General features: G+C 72.3%; 14 protein-coding genes and 1 riboswitch. Of the genes, 12 read left to right on the top strand and 2 right to left on the bottom strand.

The annotated features are described in order from the left end of the window. Nucleotides 1-267 precede the first annotated feature (267 nt). Nucleotides 268-1,611: an MFS transporter gene (locus ACQRUO_RS14795; protein ID WP_428316351.1), complete on the bottom strand. Its 1,344-nt coding sequence runs from the start codon at nucleotides 1,609-1,611 to the stop codon at nucleotides 268-270. A 17-nt stretch (nucleotides 1,612-1,628) separates the two neighbouring features. Next, a complete protein-coding gene (locus tag ACQRUO_RS14790) occupies nucleotides 1,629-2,207 on the bottom strand; it encodes an ArsR/SmtB family transcription factor (RefSeq protein ID WP_428316350.1) in 579 nt (192 codons plus the stop codon). Between the two features lie 264 nt (nucleotides 2,208-2,471). On the opposite strand from ACQRUO_RS14790, the gene ACQRUO_RS14785 reads away from it, so the two are divergent. From ACQRUO_RS14785 to ACQRUO_RS14730, 12 genes are all read left to right on the top strand, one after another. Continuing rightward, nucleotides 2,472-2,780 carry a DUF3311 domain-containing protein gene (locus ACQRUO_RS14785; protein ID WP_428316349.1) on the top strand — a complete coding sequence of 103 codons (309 nt, stop codon included), beginning with the start codon at nucleotides 2,472-2,474 and terminating at the stop codon, nucleotides 2,778-2,780. Beyond that, nucleotides 2,777-4,408 (top strand): monocarboxylate uptake permease MctP, encoded by a 1,632-nt coding sequence (gene mctP / locus ACQRUO_RS14780; RefSeq protein WP_428316348.1) that lies wholly within the window; start codon nucleotides 2,777-2,779, stop codon nucleotides 4,406-4,408. The genes ACQRUO_RS14785 and mctP overlap by 4 nt, the downstream gene beginning before the upstream one ends. A gap of 135 nt (nucleotides 4,409-4,543) precedes the next feature. Beyond that, entirely contained in the window at nucleotides 4,544-5,308 is a 765-nt protein-coding gene (locus ACQRUO_RS14775) for a histidine phosphatase family protein (RefSeq protein WP_428316347.1), read from the top strand. A 162-nt stretch (nucleotides 5,309-5,470) separates the two neighbouring features. Next, the gene (locus tag ACQRUO_RS14770; RefSeq protein WP_428316346.1) at nucleotides 5,471-7,210 is read left to right on the top strand and encodes a ricin-type beta-trefoil lectin domain protein; all 1,740 of its coding nucleotides are present in this window, start codon (nucleotides 5,471-5,473) and stop codon (nucleotides 7,208-7,210) included. An 89-nt stretch (nucleotides 7,211-7,299) separates the two neighbouring features. Next, nucleotides 7,300-7,791 carry a GNAT family N-acetyltransferase gene (locus tag ACQRUO_RS14765; RefSeq protein WP_428316345.1) on the top strand — a complete coding sequence of 164 codons (492 nt, stop codon included), beginning with the start codon at nucleotides 7,300-7,302 and terminating at the stop codon, nucleotides 7,789-7,791. Nucleotides 7,792-8,083: 292 nt separating this feature from the next. Next, entirely contained in the window at nucleotides 8,084-9,205 is a 1,122-nt protein-coding gene (locus tag ACQRUO_RS14760; protein ID WP_428316344.1) for a LamG domain-containing protein, read from the top strand. A gap of 97 nt (nucleotides 9,206-9,302) precedes the next feature. After that, entirely contained in the window at nucleotides 9,303-10,907 is a 1,605-nt protein-coding gene (locus tag ACQRUO_RS14755) for a glycosyltransferase family 2 protein (protein WP_428316343.1), read from the top strand. Next, on the top strand, nucleotides 10,904-12,001 hold the full coding sequence (locus ACQRUO_RS14750) for a glycoside hydrolase family 26 protein (protein ID WP_428316342.1): 1,098 nt from the start codon (nucleotides 10,904-10,906) through the stop codon (nucleotides 11,999-12,001). The genes ACQRUO_RS14755 and ACQRUO_RS14750 overlap by 4 nt, the downstream gene beginning before the upstream one ends. A gap of 11 nt (nucleotides 12,002-12,012) precedes the next feature. Continuing rightward, nucleotides 12,013-13,611, top strand: a complete 1,599-nt coding sequence (locus tag ACQRUO_RS14745) for an ArnT family glycosyltransferase (protein WP_428316341.1) — start codon at nucleotides 12,013-12,015, stop codon at nucleotides 13,609-13,611. An 86-nt stretch (nucleotides 13,612-13,697) separates the two neighbouring features. Then, nucleotides 13,698-15,356, top strand: coding sequence for a glycosyltransferase family 39 protein (locus tag ACQRUO_RS14740; protein WP_428316340.1), 1,659 nt, complete (start codon nucleotides 13,698-13,700; stop codon nucleotides 15,354-15,356). 143 nt (nucleotides 15,357-15,499) lie between these two features. Further along, nucleotides 15,500-15,629: riboswitch (cobalamin riboswitch) on the top strand. 161 nt (nucleotides 15,630-15,790) lie between these two features. Further along, a complete protein-coding gene (locus ACQRUO_RS14735) occupies nucleotides 15,791-18,217 on the top strand; it encodes a ribonucleoside-diphosphate reductase subunit alpha (protein WP_428316339.1) in 2,427 nt (808 codons plus the stop codon). Further along, nucleotides 18,217-19,233: a ribonucleotide-diphosphate reductase subunit beta gene (locus ACQRUO_RS14730; RefSeq protein ID WP_428316338.1), complete on the top strand. Its 1,017-nt coding sequence runs from the start codon at nucleotides 18,217-18,219 to the stop codon at nucleotides 19,231-19,233. The genes ACQRUO_RS14735 and ACQRUO_RS14730 overlap by 1 nt, the downstream gene beginning before the upstream one ends. The last annotated feature ends 176 nt before the right edge of the window (nucleotides 19,234-19,409 follow it).

Raw genomic sequence — 19,409 nt, 5'->3', positions numbered from 1 at the left:
CGCCCACCCGCAGGCCCACCACCCGGCCTTCGGCCGGTCGGTGGGCCTGCGGGTGGGCGGCGGGCCTCCGGCGCAGTGAGCCCGCGAGTGGGCAGTGGACCCGCGAGTGGGCGGTCAGCCCGCGGGCGGTGGGCGGGACCCACCGGGGCGACTCGGCGAGCCGGGCAGCGCGGGAGGCCATCAGGTCACCGGCGAGCCGAACCAGCCCCGGCCAGCAGGCCCGGCCCGCCCCGCCCCGAAACCCCCGCACACCCCACCGCCCCTCCCCTACCCCTCCTCCGCCGCCTCCCGCTCCGCCTTCGCTGCTGCCAGCGCCTCCTCGATGCGCCGGTTGGTCGCCACCGTCAGCGTCACCAGGGACGTCGCCGCCAGCATCACGCCGCCCACCAGGAAGGGGGCCTGGAGCCCCGCCGAGCTAGCCAGCCAGCCGCCGAGCAGGGCGCCCAGCGGGGCTGCGCCGAGGGTGAGCAGGCGGCGGGCCGCGCCGACCCGGCCGGCGAGGTCGAGCGGGATCAGGGCCTGCCCGATCGCGGGGGCCAGCACCATGGTGGCCCCCATCGCGGCGCCCAGGCCGGCCAGTGCCAGGCCGGCGGGTATCGGCCCGCCGCACAGGCCGAAGCCGATCAGCGCCGCACCCTCCAGCAGCGCCGTGGCGGTCAGCGCGCCGCCGGTGCCGAGCAGCGCGCCGAGCCGTCCGGCCAGCACGGTGCCGAGCAGCCCGCCGGTCGCCTGGCAGACCAGCAGCAGGCCGTACCCGCGGTCGCCCAGGTGCAGGGTGTGGTGGGCGTAGAGCACCAGCACCGCGTCCGCCCCGACGAACGCCACATTGCCGATCGCCGGCCGCAGCGCCAGCCCCAGCAGCAGCCGGTGCCGCAGCAGGTACCCGGCGCCGACCTTGGCCTCGGCCCAGATCGACCGCCGCGCCGGGGCAGCCACCGCCGCAGCCACACCCACACCCGCCCCCGCACCCGAACCCGAACCCGCACCCTGCGAGCCCTGCGGGATCGACCGGATCAGCAGCGAACTCGCCAGGAACGACAGCGCGTCCAGCCCGAACGGCAGCGCGCGACCGAGCGAGAAGAGCAGACCGCCCAGCGGCGGCCCCGCGAAGTCGGCGCAGAGCGTGGTGGCCCCCTGCTGGCGGGCGCCGGCCCGCTGCAGCAGGGTCACGTCGCGGTCCAGCAGCTGCGGCAGGTAGGCGGAGGCGGCGCTGTCGAAGAACACCTGGCCGGTGCCGAGCAGCAGGGCCACCGCGATCAGCAGCGGGACGCTCAGCAGGTGGCCCGCCACGGCCACGCAGGGGATGACGAGCAGCGCGGCCCGGCCGAGGTCGGTCAGCCACATGGTGCGCCGGCGGTCCCAACGGTCGACCAGCGCACCGCCGATCAGCCCGAAGAAGAACCAGGGCAGCAGCGCCGCCGAGGAGACCAGGCCGAGCATCACCGGGTCCTGGGTCAGCCGGGCGGCGAGCAGCGGCAGCGCGGCGAGGTAGACCCCGTCGCCGAGCGAGGAGGCGGCACCGGCGGCCCAGAGCCGGTGGAAGGCCCGTGGCAGCTTCCCCGCAACCGGAGCAGCGGGAACAGCAGGAGCAGCGGAAGAGTCAGCAGCCACCGGCTGCCCGGTCAGCGTCACCGGTGGTCCTCCGGGCGGTAGAAGGCGATCGCCAGGTTGGCGGTGGGCGCGGCCGGGTCGGCGGCCGACTTCAGCTCCTCGACCAGGGCGGTCAGCCGCGCGGAGAACTCGTCGAAGGCGGCCGCGTCGATCCGCACGTGGGTGAGCCCGACCAGTCGGGGCCCGGGTGGCGCGGCCTCCAGGTCGGCGACGGCGTGCCGCATCACGACGTCCGGCTCGCCGGGTGCCGGGTCGGGCAGGCTCAGGCCGCGCGAAGTGCGGCCGTAGTACCGCTCGGTGACGCCGCGCACCTTCCTGGTGTCGACCACCTCGACCAGGCCGGCGCGTTCCAGCAGCCGCAGGTGGTAGCTGGAACTGCCCTTGGCCAGGCCGAGTTTCTGCGCCGTCTGGGTGATGGTGGCCGGCCCGTCGCGCAGCACGCCGAGGATCCGGTGGCGCACCAGACTGCTGACGGCGCGCAGTTGCTCTTCGGTGTCGAGCTCCAGGGTGACGTCGGGCGGCAGGTCGTCCGCCGGACGCTTCGTCGGGTGCACTGGTGCGTTCAACTCGCCGGAGGCGGCATCGGAATCGGTCACGGACACAATGGTCAACGCTTCTTGACCATCAGTCAAGACCCCTTGACCATTCACCCCCCAGTCACCGCCCCGCCCACCCCCCGCCACGACCGAACGTCCGTTCCACTCAGCGAGACGCAAGGTTTTGACAGGTGACATCCAGCTACCGGGTGCCCTACATTCCCCCTCAAGCCGATCACCATGGGCGCCGCTCGGCGGGCGCGCGGGCCGCGGGCCGGCGTGCCGCGGCGTTGCTGTGATCCCTGCCTACGCCGGAGTCGCCCCATGTCCACCGAACCTGACGCCACGTCGGCGCCGCCGGGTCAGCTGCCGGTCGTCACCCCCGCGCGGGTGCTGGCCGGGATCAGCCTGGCCGTCCCGGTCGTCGCATTGCTCTGGGTCTCGTCGTACGCGTCCCTCACGCCCAAGATCGGCGGAGTGCCGTTCTTCTACTGGTACCAGATCCTCTGGATCCCGGTCTCGGCGCTCTTCACCGGCTCCGCCTACCTGTTGCTCAACCACGACGCCAAGCAGCGCAAGGCCGCCCGGCGGCCGGGCGCGGCCCAGGACGCGACCGGAGGTGCGGCCCGATGAACCACGGCGTGAACACCGTCGCCCTGGCGGTCTTCGTCCTCTTCTTCCTGCTGGTCACCGTGATGGGCTTCCTGGCCTCGCGCTGGCGGCAGGCCGGCAACGGGCTGCACCTGGACGAGTGGGGCCTGGGCGGCCGCAGCTTCGGCACCTGGGTCACCTGGTTCCTGCTGGGCGGCGACCTCTACACCGCATACACCTTCATCGCGGTGCCGGCCGCGGTCTACGGCTCGGGTGCCGCGGGCTTCTTCGCGGTGCCGTACACGATCATCGCCTACCCGCTGGTCTTCCTCTTCCTGCCCCGGCTCTGGTCGGTGGCCCGGGTGCACGGGTACGTCACCCCGGCCGACTTCGTCCGCGGCCGCTACGGCTCCAAGACCCTGGCGCTGGCCGTGGCGCTCACCGGGATCCTGGCCACCATGCCGTACATCGCGCTGCAACTGGTCGGCATCCAGGCGGTGCTCGACACCCTCGGGGTGGGCGGCGGCGCGAACGCCAACTGGTTCGTCAAGGACCTGCCGCTCTTCCTGGCCTTCGCGGTGCTGGCCGCCTACACCTACTCCTCCGGCCTGCGCGCGCCCGCGCTGATCGCCTTCGTCAAGGACATCCTGGTCTACCTGGTGATCCTGGTCGCGGTGATCTACCTGCCGATGCGGCTGGGCGGCTACGGGCACATCTTCGACGCGGCCGCCAAGAAGATGAGCAGCATCAACCCCACCACCCACCAGCCGGTCGGCGCGATGGTGACCGGGCCGAAGGCCCAGTGGGGCTACGCGACCCTGGCGCTCGGCTCGGCCCTCGCACTCTTCATGTACCCGCACACCGTGACCGGCGTGCTGGCCGCCAAGTCGCGCAACACGGTGCGCCGCAACATGGCGATCCTGCCCGCCTACTCGCTGATGCTGGGCCTGCTCGCGCTGCTCGGCTTCCTGGCCATCGCGGCCGGGGTGGGCAAGGGCGTCAAGAGCTACAACCCGCAGCTCGCCGTGCCGCAGCTGTTCGCCGGCCTCTTCCCGGACTGGTTCACCGGGGTGGCCTTCGCCGCGATCGGGATCGGCGCGCTGGTGCCGGCCGCGATCATGTCGATCGCCGCGGCCAACCTGTTCACCCGCAACGTCTACAAGGAGTTCATCCGCCCCGCCGCCACCCCCGAGCAGGAGACCAAGGTCGCCAAGCTGGTGTCGCTGCTGGTCAAGGTGGGTGCGCTGGTCTTCGTGCTCGGCATGGACAAGCAGCTGGCGATCAACATGCAGCTGCTGGGCGGGATCTGGATCCTGCAGACCTTCGTCGCGGTGGTCGCCGGCCTGTTCACCCGCTGGTTCCACCGTTGGGCATTGCTGGCCGGCTGGCTGGTCGGCATGGTCTACGGGACCTGGAAGGCCTACGGCATCTCCTCCCCGTCCACCAGGCACTTCGGCGGCAGCAGCGCGGCGATCCCGGGGATCGGCCAGATCGGCTACATCGGCCTGACCGCCTTCGTGCTCAACCTGGCGGTGGCGGCCGTGCTCACCCTGGTGTTCCGGGCCACGCAGACCCCCGACGGCGCGGACGAGACCTCCCCGGCGGACTACAGCGCGGAGGAGGGCGACCCCGAGCTTGCCGGTGCGCCCCAACCGGTGGCAGCGCATTAAGCGCCTCATCGCGCGCCCTGTGATCGCGCCGCCACCTCCCTCAACACTGAGGGAGGTGGCGGCGCGATCATATGTATGGACAACTGGTGGTAGGCCGCCCGACCCACGTCCCGCAGAGCAACGGGGAGCACTCGGATGACAGAGCTCAGCACCATCCTCAACGGCCGCCCCCGGCCCACCGGCCAGAGCGCCGCCGACCCACCGGTGGCCCTGCCCTCCGTGCTGATCGCCACCCGGCACGGCGAGAGCACCGCCAACGTGGAGTTCCAGCTCGCCGAGGCCACCGGCGCGCTGGAGGTGCCGATCGGCTGCCGCGACGCGGACATCCCGCTCTCCATCCACGGGCAGACCCAGGCCCAGGCGCTCGGCCGCTGGTGGGCCGAACTGCCCAGCGCCGACCGACCGCGCGCCGTCTGGTGCTCGCCCTACCTGCGCACCACCGAGACCGCCCGGATCGCGATCGCCCAGGCCGCCGGACTCGGCGCGGTGCCGGTCGGCCTGCCGGTCCGCTACGACGAGCGGCTGCGCGACCGCGAACTCGGCATCCTGGAGATGCTCACGGCCGCCGCGATCGACAAGCGCCACCCCGAGGAGGCCGCCCGCCGGCGCAAGATGGGCGAGCTGTACTACCGCCCGCCGGGCGGCGAGAGCTGGGCCGACGTGGCGCTGCGGGTGCGCGACTGCCTGCGCGACGTGTGCGCGGAGGAGGCCGGGCACCCGGTGCTGCTGGTGGGGCACGACAACGTGGTGCTGATGCTGCGGTACGTGCTGGAGCGGCTCGACGAGCAGCGACTGCTCGCGCTCTCGCCGGTGCGGAACTGCTCGACCAGCGTGTGGCGGGCGACCGAGGGCCGGCTGCGGCCGGAGCTGTGGAACGGGACGGGACACCTGGGGGCGTAGTGCGCACCGCGTAGTGCGCACAGCGTTGTGCACAGCAGTGGGGCTTCGTGCGCAATCGTGCGCGTTTCGGCGACTCTCTTGACTTGATTGAGCGTCACCGGTGCACTGGTTGCGCACTTTCCCATGCCCTCACGCTTCCGCACGCCCGGAAGGAGCCCCGCCATGCCTCCGGCCAGCCGCCCCCTCGGCCGCCTCGCCACCGCCTGCGCCCTGCTCGCCCTCCCCCTGGTCGGCGTCGTCACCCCCGCCGCCGCCTCGTCCACCTCTCCCGCCGTGCCCGCCGCACCCGCCCCGGCCACCGCACCCGTCCCGGCCACCGCCGGTGCGTCCCCGCTGCTCGCCGCCACCCCGCCGATGGGCTGGAACGACTGGGCGCACTACCAGTGCAACATCGACGAGCAGACCGTCACCGCCAACGCCGACGCCCTGGTCGGCACCGGCCTGGCCGCCAAGGGCTACGACACCGTGACGGTGGACGACTGCTGGCTGGCGAGCAGCCGGGACGGCGCCGGCAACCTGGTCGCCGACCCGGTCAAGTTCCCGCACGGCATGGCCTGGCTGGGCTCCTACCTGCACGACCGCGGGCTGAAGTTCGGCATCTACGAGGACGCCGGCTCGACCACCTGCGGCGGCTACCCCGGCAGCGGCCAACCGAACGGAGGGGGCGCCGACCACTTCGCCCAGGACGCCCGCACCTTCGCCGCCTGGGGCGTCGACTACCTCAAGCTGGACGGCTGCAACGTCTACCAGGCGCCCGGCCAGACCCAGGAGCAGGCCTACCGCCAGGCCTACGACGCCGAGGCCGCCGCCCTGCAGGCCAGCGGCCGAACGATCACCTTCTCGGAGTCGGCGCCCGCCTACTTCCAGAGCGGCGAGTGGGGCAACCCCGGCTGGTTCTCGGTGCTCGGCTGGATCGGCCAGGACGGCCAGCTCTGGCGCGAGGGCTACGACATCGCCACCTTCGACTCCGCCCACCCCACCGCCTCCCGCTGGAGCTCGGTGCTGGGCAACTACGGCTACAACCGCTGGATCGGCCGCTACGCCAAGCCCGGCAACTGGAACGACCCGGACTTCCTGATCGCCGGCGACGGCGGGCTGACCGACGACGAGTCCCGCAGCCAGGTCGCCCTCTGGTCGATGATGGCCGCGCCGATGATCCTCTCCTCCGACGTCTCCCAGCTCACCCCCGCCGGGCTCGCCGCCCTGGGCAACACCGACCTGATCGCCGTCGACCAGGACAGCGCCGGCCACCAGGCCTCGGTGGTCGCCACCGACGGCAACACCGACGTGCTGGCCCGCCCGCTGGCGAACGGCGACCGCGCGGTGGCCGTGCTCAACCGCACCGGCAGCGCCCGCACCGTCAGCACCGCGCTCGCCTCGGTCGGCCTGCCCGGCTGCACCGTCTCCGCCAAGGACCTGTGGAGCGGCGGCACCTCGACCGTGTCCGGCAGCCTCACCGCCACCGTCCCGGCGCACGGCACCGCCGTCTGGCGGCTCACCCCGCAGGGCTGCGCGGCCCCGGTGCCGACCGGCCAGCTGACCGGCAACGGCGCCAAGTGCGCGGACGACTCCGGCAGCTCCACCGCCGACGGCAACCCGGTGATCCTCTACACCTGCACCGGCAACGCCAACCAGCGGTGGACCCTGAACGGCGACGGCAGCATCGGCACCCTCGGCAAGTGCCTGACCGCCGCCGGCAGCTCGGCCGGCTCCTGGGTGACCCTGAGCAGCTGCGGCGGCACCGGACAGCAGTGGACCGCCGAGCCCGACGGCACCCTGACCACCGCCGACTCCGGCCTCTGCCTGGACGTCTACGGCGGCGGCACCGCGGACGGCACCCGCCTCGACGTGTGGCCCTGCGGCGACCACCAGGCCAACCAGGCCTGGTCGCTGCCGATCTGATCCGCTCCCGGGTCCCCCACCGGCTGCCGCCCGCACCCCCGGTGCGGGCGGCAGCGCCGTGAGCTGCACCGATTTGGCACACTGGTCCGATGAACGTCCGTATCCGCACCGCCGTCGAAGCCGACCTCGCCGCCGCCGGCGAGGTGACCGTGGAGGCCTTCGTCGGCGACGGCCACACCGAGCCCGACGGCAGCTACGTCGACCTGCTCCGCGACACCCGCCGCCGGTCCACCGAGGCCGAACTCCTGGTCGCCGTCGACCCCGCGGACCGCGTCCTGGGCTGCGTCACCTTCGCCGTCGGCGGCACCACCTGGGCCGACATCGCCACCCCCGAGGAGGGCGAGATCCGGATGCTCGCCACCGCCCCCGCCGCCCGCGGCCTCGGCGTCGGCGAGGCCCTGGTCCGCGCCTGCATCGACCGCAGCCAGTCCCTCGGCCTGGCCGGCATGGCCTTCTCCACCCGCCCCCGGATGCGCGCCGCCCACCGCATCTACGACCGCCTCGGCTTCCGGCGCACCCCGACCCGCGACTGGTACCCCCTGCCGGGGATCGAGCTGTGGGTGTACACGATGACCTTCTGAGCGGTCACCGACCTTCTGAGCGGTCACCGAACGGCAGTGGCCCGACCCCGTTCACCGGAGCGTCAGCTGAGCCGACCCGATCGACCGCTCTGGTCATAGGCATGGCATATGATCCCGATCCATGACTGATGGCACTGGCGCGCGGGACGGGGTGACCCCGCCGCACGGGGAGCAGCCGGCGCAGCCGAGCAGTGGTACATGGCAGCCCGGCGGGCCCACGAACGCCCAACCTCCCGGCCCGGCGGCGGCGCCCGGAGCGCCGGTGCCCCCACCGGTGGTCCCCGGTCCGGTCGTGCCCGGACCGGTCCAGGCGGGCGGGCACTTCCCGCCCACCGCACCGGCCGCGCCGGCCGGCCAGTTCCCGCCCGCCGCGCCCCAGTCGTACCCGTCACCGGCGCAGCCGGCCCCCGGCCAGTACCCGGGGCCGGGCCAGCAGCAGCACCAGCAGGCGCCGTTCCAGCAGCCGGGCGGTCAGTTCCCGCCGGCGCAGGGCGGCTTCAACCCCGCGCCGTCCCCGGCCATGGACTGGGAGGCCCTGGCCGACCAGAGCGCGCGGGCCGACAAGCGCAAGCGGCGGCTGCGGCTGGCCGGCATCGGGCTGGCCGTGGTCCTGGTGGGCGGCGGCGGGGTCGGCGGCTACCTGGTGCTGTCCGGCAAGAAGGACCACACCCAGGCCGGCAAGGTCACCACGACCGGCAGCCCGAAGCCCTCCGACTCCGCGGCGGCACCGGCCACCCCGGCGCCACAGATCACCACCACCAGCGGTGCGCTGGCGGACAGCGGCGGCGCCTACCCGGCCACCATCGGCCCGCACGCCTGGGTCACCGAGGAGAAGGACCGGAGCGGCCACGGCCTGGAACTGCAGGGCGTCGACGGTTCCTTCGCCCAGACCGCGGGGCCGGTGGTCGACACCTCGCACAGCTTCACCGTCTCGGCGCTGGTCCGCAACGACGCCCCGGTCGGCAGCCGCAGCGCGCTCAGCCAGGGCACCACCGCGGGCTTCTCGTTCGAGCTGGGCCGCGAGGGCTACAACGGCGCGAACAAGTGGACCTTCAAGGTCAACACCGCCCCCGGCGACGGCAACAGCCAGGAGGCGCTCTCCCAGCAGGACGCGACCACCGGTCGCTGGACCCTGCTGACCGGCGTCTACGACCAGTCCACCCAGAAGATCAGCCTCTACGTGGACGGCACGCTGGCCAGTTCCACGCCGGTCACCGGCGTGCTGAACGTCGCCGAGCCGATGTCCATCGGCAAGGCGGTCTACAAGGGCCAGCCGGTCGACTTCTGGAGCGGCGCGATCGCCCGGGCCCAGGTCTGGAACCAGGCCCTGCCGGCCGACAAGGTCTCCGAACTCTCCTCCGCCAAGGGCACCGTGGCGGCCACTCCGGCCACCGCCTCCTGGATCATGGACTAGTGGTCGGACCGGCCCGCGGCCAGTCGCCCCCCGTCGTCGGCCCCCGCATGCGGGGCCCCCGGCGACCGCATCCACCCGCTTTTCGTTAGGTGTTCCGGTGAGCCCAAAGAACAGCACCGCGACGGCGAGCCGCCGTCGCGGTACCCCGGCACGCCGCAGCCAGCCGCCCGCCCGGCGCGGTCTCCTCCCGCAGCCGCCGGACGACCAGGAGAAGTACTCCTACGCCAAGCGGCACGTGTGGGTGCTGACCGTGCTGTCGGTGGTCTGCTTCGGCTGCCTGGCGGTCAGCCAGTTCCGCTTCTCCTCCTCCAGTCCGTGGTTCTGGATCTTCGCCCCCTTCCTGGCCCTGATCAGCCTCGACTACCTGATCTCGCTGCGGTTGGACAGCTTCACCCACGACTTCGACCTGCGCGCGCACCGCCGCCTGGTGCGCGGCTGGAAGCCGACCGCCTACCCGAGCGTGGACGTCTTCCTGCCGGTGTGCGGTGAGCCGATCGAGGTGCTGCACAACACCTGGACCCACGTGCGGCGGCTCTCCTGGCAGTACCCGGGGACCGCCCGGCCGTACGTCCTGGACGACTCGGACAACCCGCAGATCGCCGCGATGGCGAAGGACTTCGGCTTCCGCTACGTGGTGCGCCCGGACCGCGGCCGGTTCAAGAAGGCGGGCAACCTCAACCACGCGCTGGGGCTCACCGAGGGCGAGTACGTCCTGATCCTGGACGCCGACTTCGCCCCCCGGTCGGACCTGCTGGAGGAGCTGCTCCCCTACCTGGCCACCGACCCGAGCGCGGCCATCGCCCAGTCCCCGCAGTTCTTCCGGATCCTGGACCAGCAGAACTGGATCGAGCGCGGCGCCGGCTCGGTCCAGGAGCTGTTCTACCGTTCGGTCCAGGTGTCCCGGCAGCGCAGCGGCGGTGCCATCTGCGTCGGCTCGTGCGCGGTCTACCGCCGCTCCGCCCTGCAGGAGGTCGGCGGGATCACGCTGATCGACCACTCCGAGGACATCTACACCGGCTTCGACCTGGCCGCCCGCGGCTACACCCTGCAGTACGTGCCGGTGCCGCTCTCCACCGGGGTCTGCCCCGACTCGGTGGCCTCCTTCCAGAACCAGCAGTACCGGTGGTGCGCGGGCTCGTTGAGCCTGGTGACCAGCAAGCGGTTCTGGGAGACCGAACTGGCCTTCAACACCAGGCTCTGCTTCATCTCGGGCTTCCTGCACTACCTGCAGACCGCGCTGTTCACCCTGCTGGCCCCGCTGATCCCGATCTTCCTGCTGCTGCTCCGTCCCGACCTGCTGCGCGCCGAGCAGACCATCTGGCTGCTGCCGAGCGTGCTCTACACCGCGGTCGCGCTGCCGCTGTGGCACCGCAACCCGTACCGGCTGGAGGCCTGGGCGGTGCGGCAGATGTACGGCTGGGCCCACGTCTTCGCGATCTGGGACCAGTTGCGCGGCCGGGAGATCGGCTGGAAGCCCACCGGCTCGGCGGGCGCCCGGCAGACCCGCCCGATGCGCCGGTTCTGGATCGGCATGTACGGCTGGTGCGCGCTGACCGCCGTGCTCTGGGTGGGCGGCTCCGTGTGGCGGCTGCTGACCCTCTACCCGCCGGACTTCGCCCTGGTGTTCAGTGGTGGACTGTTCTACGCGTGCGTCGTCGGCCGGGTGCTGATCCAGCCGCGCACGCAGGAGGCGCTGTCATGACGCACGGGCCCATCGACCGCACCCGCCCCGCCCGCGGCCGGCGGACCGGGCTCGCCCTGTTCGCCGTCGGCCTGCTGCTGGCCGCCCTGACCGGCTGCTCGACCTTCTCCGCCAGCGGCCGCGCGCAGTACAACACCGACGAGATGGCGCCGCAGCCGCTGGCCCCGACCACCGCCGCCCCGAGCGCCGGCCCGGGGCCCACCGCGTCCGCCAAGCCGGCCCCCGACCTGCCCTACGACGTCCGCCCGCTGCTCGACCCCGCGCACAAGTACTTCGGGGTCGCGGCGGAGGGTGCGCCGGACTCGATGCAGTCGGTGCAGGACTACACCACCCTGGTGGGCAAGAAGCCGAACCTGGTCGAGTTCTACTCGGCCTGGGGCGACCCGTTCGACGGCGGCGGCTCGGCCAACGCCTGGAACTCGGGCGCGCTGCCGTTCATGTCCTGGGAGCCGAAGACCGTCTCGCTGGCCGACATAGCGGCCGGCAAGAGCGACGACTACATCCGCCAGGTCGCCACCGCGATCCGGCAGACCAACCGCCCGCTCGCGCTCAGCTTCGCCCACGAGATGAACGGCGACTGGTCGCCGTGGGGCAACAAGCACGCGACCCCGGACGACTTCGTCGCGGCCTGGCGGCACATCCACGACATCTTCCAGAACGTCGGCGCCACCTCGGTGATCTGGGTCTGGAGCCCGAACCAGACCAACATCGCGCACAACCCGCTGCAGCCGTACTGGCCGGGGGACGCCTACGTCGACTGGGTCGGCGTGATCGGCTACTACGGCCAGAGCGACCTGCACACCTTCAAGACGCTCTTCGAGCCGACCCTGGACGAGATCAGGGTGTTCACCGCCAAGCCGTTCCTGATCGCCGAGACGGCCTCCTCCCCGGGGCCCGGCAAGGGCAACGATATCGACGACCTGTTCGACACCGTCGAGGCGCGCAGCGACATCCTCGGGTTCGTCTGGTTCAACTTCCACAAGAACGTCGCCGGCGAGACCAACTGGCGGGTCGACAGCAGCCCGCAGGCGCAGGACGCGTTCCGGCGCGACGCCGCCGACCCGCGCTTCGGCTTCGACGTGCGCCGGCCCTGATGGACATGACCATGAAGACCACCGAACCGAACGGGCCCGCCGACTCCGCCGAGCCCGGCGGGTCAGGAGCCGCGCCGAGCCGCGGCTACCAGCTGCCGGCCCCGCAGGACGCCGCCTGGTCCGTCGACTCGCGGCGGGCCAGCCGGATCAGCCGGCTGCTGCTGCTCGGCATCCTGGCGATCCAGGCCGGGCTGTCGCTGCGGATGCACGGGCGCGCCTTCGAGGACGAGGCGCTCTACATCGCGGCCGGCCACCTGGAGCTGCACCACCTGCTGCACGGCACCCCGGTCCCGGCCGACTTCAACGGCTTCTTCTCCGGCTACCCGCTGCTCTACCCGGTGCTGGCCGGCGCGGTCGACTCCTTCGCCGGCCTGACCGGCGTGCGGCTGGTCAGCCTGGCCATGATGCTCGGCACCACCGGTCTGCTGTTCGGCACGACCAGGCGGATGTTCAACGACCGGGCCGCGCTCGGCGCCGCCGCGCTCTTCTCGGTGGTGCAGTCGACGATCTTCCTCGGCTACTTCGCCACCTTCGACGCGGCCGCGCTCTTCCTGCTCGCGGTGGCCGCCTGGACCGTGGTGCGGACCACCGGCAAGCACCCGGCGACCGTGCTGCTGGCGGTGCTGCCGGCGGTGCTGGCGATGGCCGTCAAGTACGCGGCCGGCCTGTTCCTGCCCACCCTGCTGGTGCTCGCCGTGCTCTCCGGCACCCGGTTCACACGGCACCAGGCGCTGGCCCGCGGGCTCTGCTTCGGGCTCGGCACCGGCACGGTGCTGGGGGTCGTGGCGTACTTCTCGGGCGCGGTCAGCGGCCTCAGCCAGACCACCACGGCCCGCGCGCACGGCACCTCCTCGCCGCTGTCGCTCTTCGAACTGTCCGGCCAGTGGGGCGGGCTGGTCTTCCTGACCGCGGTGGGCGGCGCGATCGCCTACGTCCGCCGCTCCCGGATGGGCGAGATGCCCTGGTCCCCGAACGACACCCCCGGACGGATGCGGCGGATCCTGCTCGGCGTGACGCTCTGCGGCTCCGCCCTGCTCGCCCCGGCCTACCAGTCGTACCTGCAGACCGACACCTCGCTCTTCAAGCACGTCGGCTTCGGCCTGTTCTTCGCCGCCCCGATGGCCGGGCTCGGCCTGTCCCGGCTGGTCGGCCCGCACTTCCGGCAACCGCAGCTCGGCATCATGCTCTACGTGCTGGTGCTGGTCCTCGGCATGGTCCAGGCCCACCACGAGTTCACCCCGCCGGACTCCACCCGGATGGCCGAGGAGGTCCAGCGGCTGACGGTGCCGGGCGGGCACTACCTCGCCGAGGAGTACGAGATCCCCGCGTACTACCTGCGCAAGAGCACCACCTGGGACCAGTGGCAGTCCACCTTCGCCATCGACTACGTGGGCAAGGACCACAAGCACCACTACGGGAACGACGGGTTCGGCACCGCGGTCAAGGACGGCTACTTCAACGTCATCGTGCTGACCGGGAACGTCACGCCGGACGCCGACACCGCCGTCACCGACGCGCTGCGCGACAGCTCCGCCTACCGACTGGTCGCGACCCTGCCGTTCCACACCCAGTACGGCGACAGCACCTACCGGATCTGGACCCGGCAGTGATCCCGCGCAGCCGACCGGCGACCGACGGGCCCGCCGCCCGACGCCCCCATCCCACCCCCCAGCAACCCCCCAGCGGAGACTCCCCCATGAGCCTGGACGAGGCCCCGGTCGCCGACCCGGCAGCCGCCCCCGAACGGGATCCGGACGCCGCCGAACCCGCCGCGGAACCCGCCACGGGCGGCCGGCGCGCCAGGCGCCGGGCCGAACGCCGCGACCGCGCCGGCGGACCGCTCGCCACCCTGCCGCTGCTCGCGCTGCCGGCCGCCACCGCGCTGGCGCTGTGCCTGCACGACATCGGCAGGCGGCAGATGTGGCGGGACGAGCACGCCAGCTGGTGGGCGTCCAGCCTGTCGCTCGGCGACCTCAGCAAGCTGATCCACAACGTGGACATCGTGCTGCTGCCCTACTACCTGTTCCTGCACGGCTGGATCGACCTGTTCGGCGACTCGCCCACCGCGCTGCGGGTGCCGTCCGCGATCGCCATGGCCCTCGCGGCGGGGTGGCTGGCCCTGCTCGGCCGCCGGCTCTTCACGCCCGCCACGGGGCTGCTGGCCGGCCTCCTGCTGGCGGTCCTGCCCAGCACCGTCCGGTACGGCCAGGAGGCCCGTCCGTACGCCTTCGCGGTGCTGGTCGCCATCGTCTCCACCCACCTGCTGGTCCGCGCCCTGGAACGCCCCTCGCTGAAGGCCTGGGTCGGCTACGCGGTCTCCGTTCCGCTGCTCGGCTGGACCCACCTGGTGACCCTCTCGGTGCTGGCCGGCCACGTGGCCGCCGTGCTGGTCGGCAGCCGGCGGGCCGGCCTGATCCCGCGCTGGGCCTTCACCGCCGCCGTGCTGGCCGGCGGCTCGCTGACGGTGCCGATGGTGCTGCAGGGTCAGGCGCAGAGCGCCCAGATCGCCTGGAACAAGACCGGGCTGACCGACCTCAGGAACTATCCGGACACGCTCTTCCTGTCCTGGCACGTGGGGCTCGCGGTGCTGGCCGTGGGTCTGCTGGGGCTGCTGGCGGCCCGCCGGCACGCCGCCCTGCTCGCGGCCTGGGCGCTGCTGCCGCCCCTGGTCACCTTCGCCACCGCGAGCTGGCTGCACCTCTTCCTCAACCGCTACCTGCTCTTCACGCTGCCGGCCTGGGCGCTGCTGGCCGCCGCGGCGGTCTGCCGCGTCGCCGGGCCGCTCACCCGCGGGGCCCGCCCCGCGCTGCCGCGCCGGCTGCTCGGCTGGGTACTGGTGGCGGCCGCGGTGGCCGGGCTCGGCTGGACGGCCTGGCCCGGGATCCGGGCGACCCACCAGGACCTGGTGGGCGAGCCGGACTACGACCGGCTCACCGCGATCGTGCTGCACGACCAGCAGCCCGGCGACGGGATCGTCTACAGCGGGGTCCTGCAGGAGCGGATGTCGATGGCCTACGAGCTGCGCCACGTCAGGACCGTGCCGAAGGATATCCTGCTGCAGAAGTCGGCCGCCGAGACCGGCCTCTACTCCGCCCAGGAGTGCGACGACCCCGACGCCTGCGCGGCCAACACCAACCGGATCTGGCTGGTGTCCACCGACCCCGGCGCCGACCCGCTGGCCGCACTCTCGCCGCAGACCGCCGAGGTGCTCCGCAGCCAGTTCCAGGCCACCCGGACCGAGGCCCTGCCGTGGGTCCGACTGGTCCTGCTGACCCGGGTCCACCCCTCCCGCCGGGCCTCGGTCGCGGACGACCTGGGCGACCACAACGTCCAGATGGCGCCGGGCAGCAGCTGATCCCGGGCGCCACCAGGCGCTGCCTCCCACACCCCTGCCGCCGGTCTTCGCTGGCACTCCCGGTAGCGTTTCGACGTCACCCGGTGTTCACCTTCTCCTTGGTCGCGACACTACATATGGGGTGCCTCGGTGGGGCCACCACAACATGTATGCTCGTCCTCGCTGTCGAAGCAGGGGAACCCGGTGCAAGTCCGGGACTGCCCCGCAACGGTGAGCGGTGTCGCCCAACGGCGCCCGCGGAGTCCGAGTACCTGCCGACGGCGTGCCACCGGCTTCCCCGCAGAGGCCTGCCAAGCACTGCAGTACCGTCCGGGCCGCGCGGGCAGGCCAGGGTGATGAGAGGCGCGTCGGGACCCCCCCGTCGGGCCGCTCTCCCCTGCCGCGCGCGAAACCCGGGACGCACCCCGTCCGACGCCGCCACAGGAGAGAGCGCCTTGACCGTCGCTGCCTCAGTTGCCCTGCCCTCCCAGGGTTCCGCCGCTGCCGCCCCGTCCGACCCCGGGACCGCGCTGCTCCGGCTGCTCACCGATTGCAGCACCGACCTCCCGCAGGTGGACCCCGGCCACGTCGCCGCCGCCGCGCTGCGCGGCCGCCACGCCGGCTCGGACTTCGCCGAGCTGCGCGGGCTGGCCGTGGACGCCGCCGCTTCGATGATCGCCGAGGACCCGCAGTACTCGAAGCTGGCCGCCCGCCTGCTGGCCCGGGAGATCTGGGACGAGGCGGACAGCCAGGGTGCCACCCTCTTCACCGCCTCGATCGCGGTCGGCCACGCCGAGGGCCTGATCGGCGACGGCACCGCCGCCTTCGTGGCCAAGCACGGCGCCGCGCTGAACGCACTGCTCGACGAGCAGGGCGACGACCGGTTCGAGTACTTCGGCCTGCGCACCGTGCAGTCCCGCTACCTGCTGCGCCACCCGATCACCCGCAAGGTGGTCGAGAAGCCGCAGCACTTCCTGCTCCGGGTGGCCTGCGGCCTGGCGGTCGGCGACACCGAGCAGTCGGTGGCCGAGGTGGCCGAGCTGTACCGGCTGATGAGCCGGCTGGAGTACCTGACCTCCTCGCCGACCCTGTTCAACTCCGGCACCCGGCACCCGCAGATGTCCAGCTGCTACCTGCTGGACTCGCCGCTGGACAACCTGGACTCGATCTACAGCCGGTACGCGCAGATCGCCCGGCTCTCCAAGCACGCCGGCGGCATCGGCCTGTCCTACTCCCGGATCCGCTCGCGCGGCAGCCTGATCCGCGGCACCAACGGCAAGTCCAACGGCATCGTGCCGTTCCTGCGCACCCTGGACTCCTCGGTCGCCGCGGTCAACCAGGGCGGCCGGCGCAAGGGCGCGGCCTGCGTCTACCTGGAGACCTGGCACGCGGACATCGAGGAGTTCCTGGAGCTGCGGGACAACACCGGCGAGGAGGCCCGCCGGACCCACAACCTCAACCTGGCGCACTGGATCCCGGACGAGTTCATGCGCCGGGTGAACGCCAACGCCGACTGGTCGCTCTTCTCCCCGGCCGACGTGCCCGAGCTGGTCGACCTGTGGGGCGCGGAGTTCGACGAGGCCTACCTGAAGGCCGAGGCGGCCGGCAAGGCCGTGCGCACCATCCCGGCGCAGACCCTGTACGCCCGGATGATGCGCACCCTGGCGCAGACCGGCAACGGCTGGATGACCTTCAAGGACGCCGCCAACCGGGCCGCCAACCAGACCGCGCTGCCGGGCCGCACGGTGCACTCCTCGAACCTGTGCACCGAGATCCTGGAGGTCACCGACGACTCGGAGACCGCGGTCTGCAACCTGGGCTCGGTCAACCTGGGCGCCCACGTGGCCGCAGGTGCCAGCGCCGAGGACCTGCTGAACGCCATGGACTGGGAGCGGCTGGACGCCACCGTGCGCACCGCCGTCACCTTCCTGGACCGGGTGGTGGACATCAACTTCTACCCGACCGTCGAGGCCGGCACCTCCAACTCCCGTTGGCGGCCGGTGGGTCTGGGCGTGATGGGCCTGCAGGACGTCTTCTTCAAGCTCAACCTCGACTTCGACTCGGCCGAGGCCGCACGGCTCTCCACGCTGATCGCCGAGCGGATCATGCTGACCGCCTACGAGCGCTCCAGCGAGCTGGCCGAGCAGTTCGGACAGCACCCGGCCTACGCCGAGACCCGCGCCGCCCGCGGCCAGCTGCACGTCGACCACTTCGCCGACGCCGCCCCGCAGTGGACCGAGCGTTGGGACGCGCTGCGCGCCCGGATCGCCCGCACCGGCCTGCGCAACTCGCTGCTGCTGGCGATCGCGCCGACCGCCACCATCGCCTCGATCGCCGGCGTGTACGAGTGCATCGAGCCGCAGGTCTCCAACCTGTTCAAGCGCGAGACGCTCTCCGGCGAGTTCCTCCAGGTCAACCCGTACCTGGTGCGCGAGCTGAAGGAGCTGGGCGTCTGGGACCAGCAGACCCGGGACGCGCTGCGCGACGCCAACGGCTCGGTGCAGGAGCTGGGTTGGCTGCCGGCCGAGCTGCGCTCGCGCTACCGCACGGCCTGGGAGCTGCCGCAGCGCGCGCTGATCGACCTGGCCGCCGCCCGCCAGCCGTACCTGGACCAGAGCCAGTCGCTGAACCTCTTCATGGCCGCGCCGACCATCGGCAAGCTGAGCTCGATGTACGCGTACGCCTGGAAGGTCGGTCTGAAGACCACCTACTACCTGCGCTCGCGCCCGGCCACCCGGATCGCCCAGGCCGCCTCCGGTGCCGCCCGCACCGCCGCGCCGCTGCCCGCCCCGACCGCCGCCGCCCCCACCCTGACCCAGGCCGAGCAGGACGCCATCGCCTGCTCCCTGGAGAACCCCGAGTCCTGCGAGGCCTGCCAGTGATGTCCGAAGACCGGAAGAAGATGCTGCTCGACCCCGGCTTCGAGCTGACCCTGCGTCCGATGCGCTACCCGTCGTTCTACGACCGGTACCGCGACGCGATCAAGAACACCTGGACCGTCGAGGAGGTGGACCTGCACTCCGACGTCGCCGACCTGGCCAAGCTGAGCGAGGGCGAGCGCCACCTGATCGGCCGGCTGGTCGCCTTCTTCGCCACCGGCGACTCGATCGTGGCCAACAACGTGGTGCTGAGCCTCTACAAGCACATCAACTCGCCCGAGGCCCGGCTCTACCTGTCCCGCCAGCTGTTCGAGGAGGCGGTGCACGTCCAGTTCTACCTGACGCTGCTGGACACCTACCTGCCCGACCCGGACGACCGCGCGGCGGCCTTCGCCGCGGTGGAGAACATCCCCTCCATCCACCAGAAGGCCCAGTTCTGCTTCAAGTACATGAACGCGGTCGACCACCTCGACTCGCTGCAGACCAAGGCCGACCGCCGCGCCTTCCTGCTCAACCTGATCTGCTTCGCCGCCTGCGTCGAGGGCCTGTTCTTCTACGGCGCCTTCGCCTACGTGTACTGGTTCCGCAGCCGCGGCCTGCTGCACGGCCTGGCCACCGGCACCAACTGGGTGTTCCGCGACGAGTCCATGCACATGGACTTCGCCTTCTCGGTGGTGGACACGGTGCGCGCGGAGGAGCCCGACCTCTTCGACGACGAGATGGCCAAGCAGGTCACCGAGATGCTGGAGGAGGCCGTCGAGGCCGAGCTCCAGTTCGCCCGTGACCTGTGCGGCGAGGGCCTGCCCGGGATGAACACCGAGTCGATGCGCCAGTACCTGGAGGCCGTGGCCGACCAGCGCCTGGCCCGCCTCGGCATGCCGATCCGCTACGGCTCGACCAACCCGTTCGGCTTCATGGAGCTGCAGAACGTCCAGGAGCTGACCAACTTCTTCGAGCGCCGGGTCTCCGCCTACCAGGTCGCCGTCGAGGGCTCGGTCGCCTTCGACGACGACTTCTGATCGGGCTCCGACTCCGATCGGGCTCCGGAACCGCGAAGCCCCCGCCGGCCCCACTTGGGTTCTAACGGTCGTTGCAACACCCCAGCTCAAGGGGTGCGATGGACTTCGAGATCCGCAAGGACCGGAAGGCACAGGGAGCGAGGCAGCTGACGCGTGAGCGGGAGGCATACTTCCAG

The organism is Kitasatospora sp. LaBMicrA B282, from assembly GCF_050325825.1.
Taxonomy (GTDB): domain Bacteria; phylum Actinomycetota; class Actinomycetes; order Streptomycetales; family Streptomycetaceae; genus Kitasatospora.
Note: the sequence above shows the minus strand (reverse complement) of the source record. Positions and strands in the feature narration are given on the sequence as shown.